8 protein-coding genes are annotated in these 8,103 nt (G+C 61.7%); 4 read left to right on the top strand and 4 right to left on the bottom strand.

Annotated elements, in window-relative coordinates; translation table 11 throughout:
* Nucleotides 1-397, bottom strand: a 397-nt coding sequence (locus AAAB16_RS22340) for an amino acid permease (RefSeq protein WP_340665311.1), incomplete at its 3' end; no start/stop codon positions are given.
* Nucleotides 398-508: 111 nt separating this feature from the next.
* Complete coding sequence (locus AAAB16_RS22345; protein WP_340665312.1) at nt 509-1,324, bottom strand: carbon-nitrogen hydrolase family protein; 816 nt, start codon at nt 1,322-1,324, stop codon at nt 509-511.
* Nucleotides 1,325-1,469: 145 nt separating this feature from the next.
* Between AAAB16_RS22345 and AAAB16_RS22350 the strand changes: the two genes are divergently transcribed.
* On the top strand, nt 1,470-2,255 hold the full coding sequence (locus AAAB16_RS22350; protein WP_340665313.1) for a LuxR C-terminal-related transcriptional regulator: 786 nt from the start codon (nt 1,470-1,472) through the stop codon (nt 2,253-2,255).
* Nucleotides 2,256-2,285: 30 nt separating this feature from the next.
* Here AAAB16_RS22350 and AAAB16_RS22355 read toward each other — a convergent pair whose 3' ends face one another.
* Nucleotides 2,286-3,083, bottom strand: a complete 798-nt coding sequence (locus tag AAAB16_RS22355) for an AraC family transcriptional regulator (protein ID WP_340665314.1) — start codon at nt 3,081-3,083, stop codon at nt 2,286-2,288.
* A 104-nt stretch (nt 3,084-3,187) separates the two neighbouring features.
* On the opposite strand from AAAB16_RS22355, the gene AAAB16_RS22360 reads away from it, so the two are divergent.
* The 3 genes from AAAB16_RS22360 to AAAB16_RS22370 all read left to right on the top strand — a co-directional run bounded on the left by AAAB16_RS22360 (nt 3,188) and on the right by AAAB16_RS22370 (nt 7,425).
* Entirely contained in the window at nt 3,188-4,144 is a 957-nt protein-coding gene (locus AAAB16_RS22360) for a threonine dehydratase (RefSeq protein WP_340665315.1), read from the top strand.
* A gap of 98 nt (nt 4,145-4,242) precedes the next feature.
* Nucleotides 4,243-5,907: an FMN-binding glutamate synthase family protein gene (locus tag AAAB16_RS22365; RefSeq protein WP_340665316.1), complete on the top strand. Its 1,665-nt coding sequence runs from the start codon at nt 4,243-4,245 to the stop codon at nt 5,905-5,907.
* A gap of 171 nt (nt 5,908-6,078) precedes the next feature.
* Nucleotides 6,079-7,425 (top strand): aminotransferase class V-fold PLP-dependent enzyme, encoded by a 1,347-nt coding sequence (locus AAAB16_RS22370; protein WP_340665317.1) that lies wholly within the window; start codon nt 6,079-6,081, stop codon nt 7,423-7,425.
* A gap of 10 nt (nt 7,426-7,435) precedes the next feature.
* On the opposite strand, the gene AAAB16_RS22375 is transcribed toward AAAB16_RS22370, so the two are convergent.
* On the bottom strand, nt 7,436-8,103 hold a 668-nt coding region (locus tag AAAB16_RS22375; RefSeq protein ID WP_340665318.1), incomplete at its 5' end, for a helix-turn-helix domain-containing protein.

Here is an 8,103-nt window from a genome sequence, read left to right on the forward strand (position 1 = left end):
GCGTGGTTACGCCAATAAACGCCAACACCCAGACCGCCTGCGGAATAGCCGGAAACGCCGAGGACAAATACGCCGCGCCAATCAGCCAGATGGCCATGGGCAAAAACAGGTAGTCGAGTAACACCGCCCAGCCGGCCAAAAAACCCAGTTTGGGGCTGATGGCCTTGCGCACGTAGCTATACGCCGAGCCGGCCACCGGGAAGGCCGCAGCCATACGGGCGTAGCTGAACGCAGTAAAGAGCATGGCGATGGCGGCCACGACATAAGCAGCCGGAACGGCGCCACCGGTGGTGGTGGAGAGAATGCCAAAGGTGCCGAGGACGATGATCGGGGTCATATAGGCGATGCCAAACAGCACCACCGAGCCGAGGGAAAGTGTTCGTTGCAAACGAGCCATGGGACTACTCCTTAATGTTTATTTTTTTTGGCAGTAGGTTGTGGGCCCCGCTAGTCGTGCGGGGCGGTAGTTCTTATTTTTTTCGCCTCGGTGCAGTGCCCGAGAACTCATTCAGGGAATCAGCAATTCGCGGCGACCATCGGCGTGCTCCAGCACTTCGCCCGGCAGCTGCAGGCGTTGATCGTCTAGGTAGCGGTAGTCGCGGCGCGCGGCCGTTAGCTCGTTAAGGTCGAACTCGGCGCTGAATTGGCTTTCTTCGCGCCCAGCTTCTTTAAGCAGGGTGCCGAACGGGTTGACCAGGGCGCTGCCGCCGGCAAACACCAGGCCGCCATCACCTTCGCCAACGCGGTTAACCATCAGAGCAAACGCCTGGTTCTCCTGGGCGCGGGCCATGATGGCGGTGCGGTGGGTGGGGCCGTAGGGGTCCATATTGCCGTTGGTAACAATGATCAGCTCAACGCCCAATTGCGCCAGGGCGCGGGCGGTTTCGGGGAATTCAATGTCGTAGCAAATCAGCAAGCCAACCCGCACGCCGTTCCACAGGCAGGTGCTGTACCGATCGCCAGCGCTGAATACGCCACGGTCCGATGCCCACAGGTGGGTTTTGCGGTATTTCAGGGCGATGCCTTCGGGGGTGAGCAGCACGGTGGTGTTGAAGTAACGGCCACCGTCGACTTCGGCGATGCCAACCACCACGCTAATGCCACGTTCGCGCACGGCCTGTTGCACGGCTTGTAGCGTGGGGCCATCAAGCGGCTCGGCGACGGCGGCTACTTGGTCAGCGCTGGGAAAGCCCATCAGGTGGGTTTCCGGAAATACCAGCAACTGGGTGTCGCTGGCACAGGCGGCGATGGCCGCCAGAGTGCGTTGTAGGTTGTAGGCGGTGTCTGCGTCACGGCCAGCAAGTTGGGCGAATTCAACCTTCATGGGGTGTCCTTTTATCGTTATCCGCCAGCGTTGGCCTCGCCAGGAGCGCTGCGGTCGGGGCAGTATGCGCATCACGCCGGGTGCTCGTAATCACGCAGGCGTGGTAACCCATCCGGGTTAGTCGTTTTTGGGCATGGGGTACGCAATGACGTTAACGCTGCAGGACATCGCCTGGCATCGCTCGGTGGGGCAACTGATCGAAGCCTTACCCAAACCGAATTTCTGGACCCTGTTGGTGCGCCTGCTGGAGCAGTACGTGGCGTTCGACAGTTGGGTGGTATTGCTGTTCAGCTCTGAGCAGCGTCCGCAGGTATTCGCCGAATGCCCCGGCGATGACGGCGGGCCGGACACGCTGTTTCAGGATTACCTCAAAGGCCTGTACCTGCTTGACCCGTTTTACATCGCCAGCCGCGAGCAGGCGCAAACCGGGTTCTTTCGCCTGGCCGAGGTGGCGCCGGAGTATTTCGAACAAACCGAGTACTACCAGCGCTACTTCCGCCTGAATGTAGTGGCCGACGAAATTCAACTGAACTGCCAGCTCGATGGTGACCGCACGTTGTGCTTGTCCCTGGGGTCGACCCAACGTTTTAGCCCCGAGCAGATCGCCCTGCTGTCGTTGATTCAGCCGTGGGTAATCGCCCTGCTGCGCCAACGCATGCCCTTTGAAGAGGTGGCGCCGGTTGCCGCCAGCGGCCAATGGCGCGCGCAACTGGAAAGCTCGGCCCAGCAACTGAAAGGCGCGCAACTGACTGCACGGGAACTGGACGTGGCGCGGCTGATGCTTAGCGGCTGCTCTAGCAAAGAAATTGCCCGCAAGCTGGATATCTCCGCCGAGACCGTGAAGGTCCACAAAAAACACATCTACAGCAAGCTGGGGATCAAATCGCAGTCCGAGTTGTTTTCCATCTTTCTGCAGGCGCAGAGCAGTTAAACCCGCCCCCTCACTTCTACAGCGAGTGTTCTAGCCTTTGCGCAATTGCGCCGGACTTACCCCAAGCCGCTGTTTGAAAGCGGTCGCCATATGCGCTTGGGAGTTAAAACCGCAGGTCAGGGCGATCTGCGCCAGGCTGGCCGTTGAGCTGAGCAACGCACGGGCCTTGGCCAGGCGGCGATCAATCAGGTAGCTGTGCGGGCTTTTACCGGTTGCCTGCTTGAATGCGCGGATAAAAAAACCTTCGGACAGCTCGAGCAATCCCGCCATCGCCTGCACGCTCAGCGGCCCCTCAAGGCCGGCGTCGATAAACTCATCGAGCAGACGCAGGCGCCTTGCAGTGATTGAGCCTCGCGGCGGTTGCGCCAAGGCGCAGTGACCTTGCACCCGCTCAGCCAGGGCGAGTGCCCAGGCTTCCCAATCGTCATCGACAGAGCCACGTAGCAGCGCGCTGCGTATCTGCATCGCCAGCACACTGGCTTGCGCGTCGATGCGATTGTTAAAGGCATGATCGCCGTTCAATTGCATGCCCGTAGCGTGCACAACCCGCAGGTATTCACCGCCTCGGGCAGACTCGGACAACACATCACACCCCGCTGGAACAAACGCCAGGCTATTGGGCGTGGCCACAAATGGCTGCACCCGGTCGCTGCCAATGGCGTGCAGGCCTTGCTGGCTGTCGAAGGCAAAGCCGATTGCCGAATGGCTGGCGATATAGCGGGTTGCATAGGCGCTGCCGGGTAACAATTCGATGGCCCACGGGCCGGCCTCGACACGGCGGACCGGTTCGGTTTTCAGCGCGGGTGGCGGACGATTTCGCGGGTTCATAACGCCATAGTAGTGAAGACACGGGGCAAAGGTCAGGTCAGTTTTTTGAAAGCCGGCGCATCAGGCCGCTACCTAGACTGGGCCACCTTTCCAGGAGACGGCCCATGTATAAGCTAACCCGCGACGCTATTGAGCAAGCCGCTCGCCAAGTCTACCAAGTGATGCCCGCCACCGCCCAGTACGCCTGGCCCTTGCTGGCGCAACGGCTGGGTTGCACGGTGTGGGTCAAGCATGAAAACCACACGCCCACGGGCGCGTTCAAAGTGCGCGGCGGCATTACGTTTATGCACTGGCTCAAGCGCACCCATCCCGAAGTGCAGGGCATTGTCAGCGCCACGCGTGGCAACCATGGCCAAAGCCTGGCGCTGGCGGCCAGCACCCTGGGGTTGCGCGCGCTGATCGTGGTGCCGCAGGGCAATTCGCTGGAAAAAAACAACGCCATGCGCGGCTTTGGCGGCGAAGTGGTCGAGTATGGCCGCGACTTCGACGAGGCCCGTGAAGAGGCCGCGCGCCTGGCGCAAGCACACGGCCTGTATCTGGTGCCGCCGTTCCATACTGAGTTGGTCAAAGGCGTGGCCAGCTACGCGCTGGAGCTGTTCAGCGCAGCGCCGGACCTGCATAGCGTTTACGTGCCGATTGGCTGTGGCTCGGGCATTTGCGCGGTGATCGCCGTGCGTGATGCGCTGGGCCTGAAGACGCAGGTGGTGGGCGTGGTGTCGACCGAGGCACAGGCGGCCAAGTTATCTTTTGAAGCCGGCGCCATTTGCGAAACCGCGTCGGCAACAACCTTTGCCGACGGCCTCGCCGTACGCAAGCCGGTGGCCGAGGCGTTTGCCATCTATGCAGCGGGCGCGGCACGGGTGGTGGCGGTCAGCGACGAGCAAATTGCCGAGGCCATGCGCGTGTATTACACCGACACCCACAACCTCGCTGAGGGTGCCGGGGCGGCAGCGTTGGCGGCGCTTATTCAGGAGCGCGGAGCAATGGCAGGAAAAAACGTGGGGGTGATTTTGTCCGGAGGCAATATTGATCGGGCGATGTATGCCAGCGTAATCGGCTGACCAAGGCCATGCCGCTGGGCTTGGGCTCGCGCATAACTCGACTGCCATGCCCGTCGCGTCTACCCTGAGCCCTGCCGCGTTTTTCCCTTGGAGCCCGCATGAGCCTTTCGCTGCTTAGCCGTTACGCGTTCTTTGTTGCCTGCCTTGTGTTTACCCTCGCCAGCCTGCCCTTCTACCACCACGAATGGTTATGGCCGTTTACCCTGCTGACCGGCGTGCTGACCCTGGTGGGCATCGGCGACCTGCTGCAAACCCGCCATGCCGTGCGGCGCAATTATCCGATCCTGGGCAATATCCGTTATCTGGTTGAAGGCATCCGCCCGGAAATCCGCCAGTACCTGCTGGAGGCCGACGGCGACAAGCTGCCGTTCTCCCGCGCGCAGCGTTCGTTGGTGTATGCACGGGCAAAAAATGAAGGCGCCGACAAACCCTTCGGCACCCTGCTGGATGTGTACCAAAACGGCTTTGAATTTATCGGCCACTCCATGCGTCCCGCCGCCCTGACCGACCCGGCCAGCTTTCGCGTAACCATAGGCGGGCCGGCGTGCACACAGCCCTACTCCGCCTCGCTATTCAATATCTCGGCAATGAGTTTTGGCTCGCTAAGCGCCAACGCCATTCGCGCGCTGAACAAAGGCGCCAAGCTGGGCAATTTTATTCATGACACCGGTGAAGGCAGCATCAGCGAGTACCACCGCGAACACGGCGGCGACCTGACCTGGGAATTGGGCAGCGGCTATTTTGGCTGCCGCACCAGCACCGGCCTGTTCGACCCGGAGCGGTTTGCCACGCAAGCGCAAAGCCCGCAGGTGCGCATGATTGAGATCAAGCTCAGCCAGGGCGCCAAACCCGGCCACGGCGGCATCTTGCCCAAGCACAAGGTGACCAAGGAAATCTCCGAAACCCGTGGCGTGCCAATGGGCGAAGACTGCATCTCGCCGTCGCGCCATAGTGCGTTTTCCACACCGATTGAGTTGCTGCAGTTTGTTCAGCAATTGCGCGAGCTGTCTGGCGGCAAACCGGTGGGTTTCAAGTTTTGCCTGGGCCACCCGTGGGAATTTATGGGCATCGCCAAGGCCATGTTGCAGACCGGTATTCTCCCGGACTTTATCGTCGTCGACGGTAAAGAAGGCGGCACCGGCGCAGCGCCGGTGGAATTCACCGACCATATCGGCGTCCCCATGCGCGAAGGCCTGCTGTTTGTGCACAACACCCTGGTGGGCTTGAACCTGCGTGACAAGATCAAGCTGGGCGCCAGCGGCAAAATCGTCAGCGCCTTTGATATCGCCAGCGTGCTGGCCATTGGCGCCGACTGGGCCAACTCGGCGCGCGGTTTTATGTTTGCCATTGGCTGTATTCAGAGCCAGAGCTGCCACACCAACAAATGCCCCACCGGCGTTGCCACTCAAGACCCATTGCGCCAGCGCGCGCTGGTGGTGGAAGACAAAGCCCAGCGGGTGTTCAACTTTCACCACAATACGCTCAAGGCCTTGGCGGAGATGCTTGCGGCGGCTGGCCTTACCCACCCCAAGCAACTGGATGCTCGGCACCTAGTGCGGCGTATCTCCACCACCGAAATCAAGCTGTTCGCCCAGGAACACGTGTTTCTCAAACCCGGCGAATTGCTTAGCGGCACCATCAGCGGCGAGTTCTACCAGCACATGTGGAAAATGGCCCGCGCCGACAGTTTTGAAGCCGCGCCGCCGGAGCCAGACCATCAACCACCCGCGCCAGCCAAACCAGACGCGATGCACAGCGCGTAACGGCGCCGCCGTCACAGGGTGCGCTGTGCGCACCTGGCGATGCCAGCAACTGTACTGCAAACAGTGAGTTTGCCGCCGCCACTGCTGCGCTGTTGTTCTCAGCGCCTGTACGGCTGGGTAGCGGCGGCGCGGGTAGATACTTTCGTCCTCGCTGACCTGACCTGGTGCTCTATGGACGAACTAACCCTACTCGCCGCCGCTGATGCGCGCGCCCTCAACTACACCGCCAGCCTGGCCACACGCCGGGTGTTTCCCGATGCCGAAGCACTCGCCGGGCTGGCGGCTTTTGATGAGCCGCTGCCGGTGGAAGGTCTCTCGGCAAGCGAAACCCTGCAACTGCTCGATGAACGCGGTTCGGCGGCGACGGTGGTGTCCAACGGCCCGCGCTATTTTGGTTTTGTCATCGGCGCCTCGCTGCCTGCCGCTGCCGCCGCCGAGCGCTTGATGCTGGCTTGGGATCAGTGCGCCTCCTCGTTCGACAACTCACCCGTCGCCGCCACGCTAGAACGCACCGCCGCGCGCTGGGTGCTGGAAGCGCTGGATCTGCCGCGCGACAGCGCCGTGGGTTTTGGCACCAGCGCCACCGCCTGTACCCTCACTTGCCTGGCCGCTGCGCGCCGCAGTTTGTTGGCCCGGCAAGGGTGGGACTTTGACCGCGACGGGCTGATCGGTGCACCAGAAATCAAAATAGTGGTCTCGGAGTTGGCGCATATCACCGTGAAAAAAGCCCTGCGCGTGCTCGGCTTTGGTACGGCGAAAATCATCTACGCGCCGGTCAACGCCCACGGCCAAGTGGACCCCGCACAACTGCCGGCACTAGATGACTGCAGCATTCTTTGCCTGCAAGCCGGCGAGGTAAATACCGGCGAATTCGACCCCTTCGCCGTGCTTATTCCTCAAGCCCGTGCCGCTGGCGCCTGGGTGCATGTCGATGGGGCCTTTGGGCTGTGGGCGCGCGCGTCCGCCTTGGCACCGTTAACTGCAGGTATAGAGCAGGCCGACAGCTGGACCACCGATGCGCACAAATGGCTAAACACGCCCTACGACTGCGCCATGGCCATCTGCCGCGACGCCGACGCCCTTGCCTCAGCCATGAACAGCGACGCCGCCTACTCCAGCGCCAGCGCCGATGCACAGAAAAACCTCACCCTGGAATTCTCCCGCCGGCCACGCGGCATCCCGGTTTGGGCGGCGTTGCGCAGCCTGGGTAAACAGGGCGTGGCCGAGCAAATTGAACGCCACTGCCGGCAGGCCCAGCGCGTTGCCGAAGGTTTGCGCAGCGCCGGTTATGAGGTGCTTAACCGCGTGGTGTTAAACCAAGTGCTGTTCCGCGCAGATAACGATGCACAGACCGTAGCGGTGCGCGAAGCCTTGCAGGCATCCGGGCAGGCCTGGTTTGGCGGCACCATCTGGCAAGGGCGGCCGGCGATGCGCATTAGCGTGTCGTCGTGGCGTACGGGGGATGAGGATATCCAGGCGTTGATCGAGCTGATGGGCCGTCTACGCACATCGGCATAAACACACAGCCTTAGGCTTTTTTTACTGCCTGGTGCTGCTCACGCCAGCGCGACGGCGGCATGCCGTGGTGGTTTTTAAAGGCGCGGGAGAAGGCGGCCAAATCGTTGTACCCCAGGGCGTCGGCCAGCCGTGTCAGGTCCATGGCCGAGGCATGTAGATGCCAGCTGGCCAGCTGCATTTTTACTTCCTGAACCAACTGCTTAAAACTCAACTGCTCCGCCAGCAGGCGACGCTGCAAGGTGCGCGGGTGCAGTTGCAGCAGTTGGGCGATGTGTTCAAGGCTGTGTTGGTGCACACCGAGGGTTTGCGTAATCAGGGTGCGCACCTGCATTTCCAGGCTGTCGTGCAAGCTGGCCAGCAGCTCGCGCAGGTAACTGTCGATACGCGCCTGGGCCTGGGACGACAGCGGTTTGACCGCACGCGCCATCACGCCAGCGGCATACACCAAACAGTCATGTTCCTGGTTGAACAACACCTCGCAGCCAAAGTGCTGACGATAGGTTTTTACTGGCGCCAGCGGGCTGTGGCTGAACTCCACCCGCAGCGGCCACATATCGCCGCCGCCACAAATTTCCCGAGCCAGCCGCGCACAGGCGGCCATCGCCATTTCCCGGTATTGCTGGGCGTTTTCGGCGCCGTAGAAATGTTCGATGCGCCGCAGGTACACCTGGTCGCCAT

Source organism: Pseudomonas sp. (genome assembly GCF_037994325.1).
In the GTDB taxonomy this organism is placed as follows: domain Bacteria; phylum Pseudomonadota; class Gammaproteobacteria; order Pseudomonadales; family Pseudomonadaceae; genus Aquipseudomonas.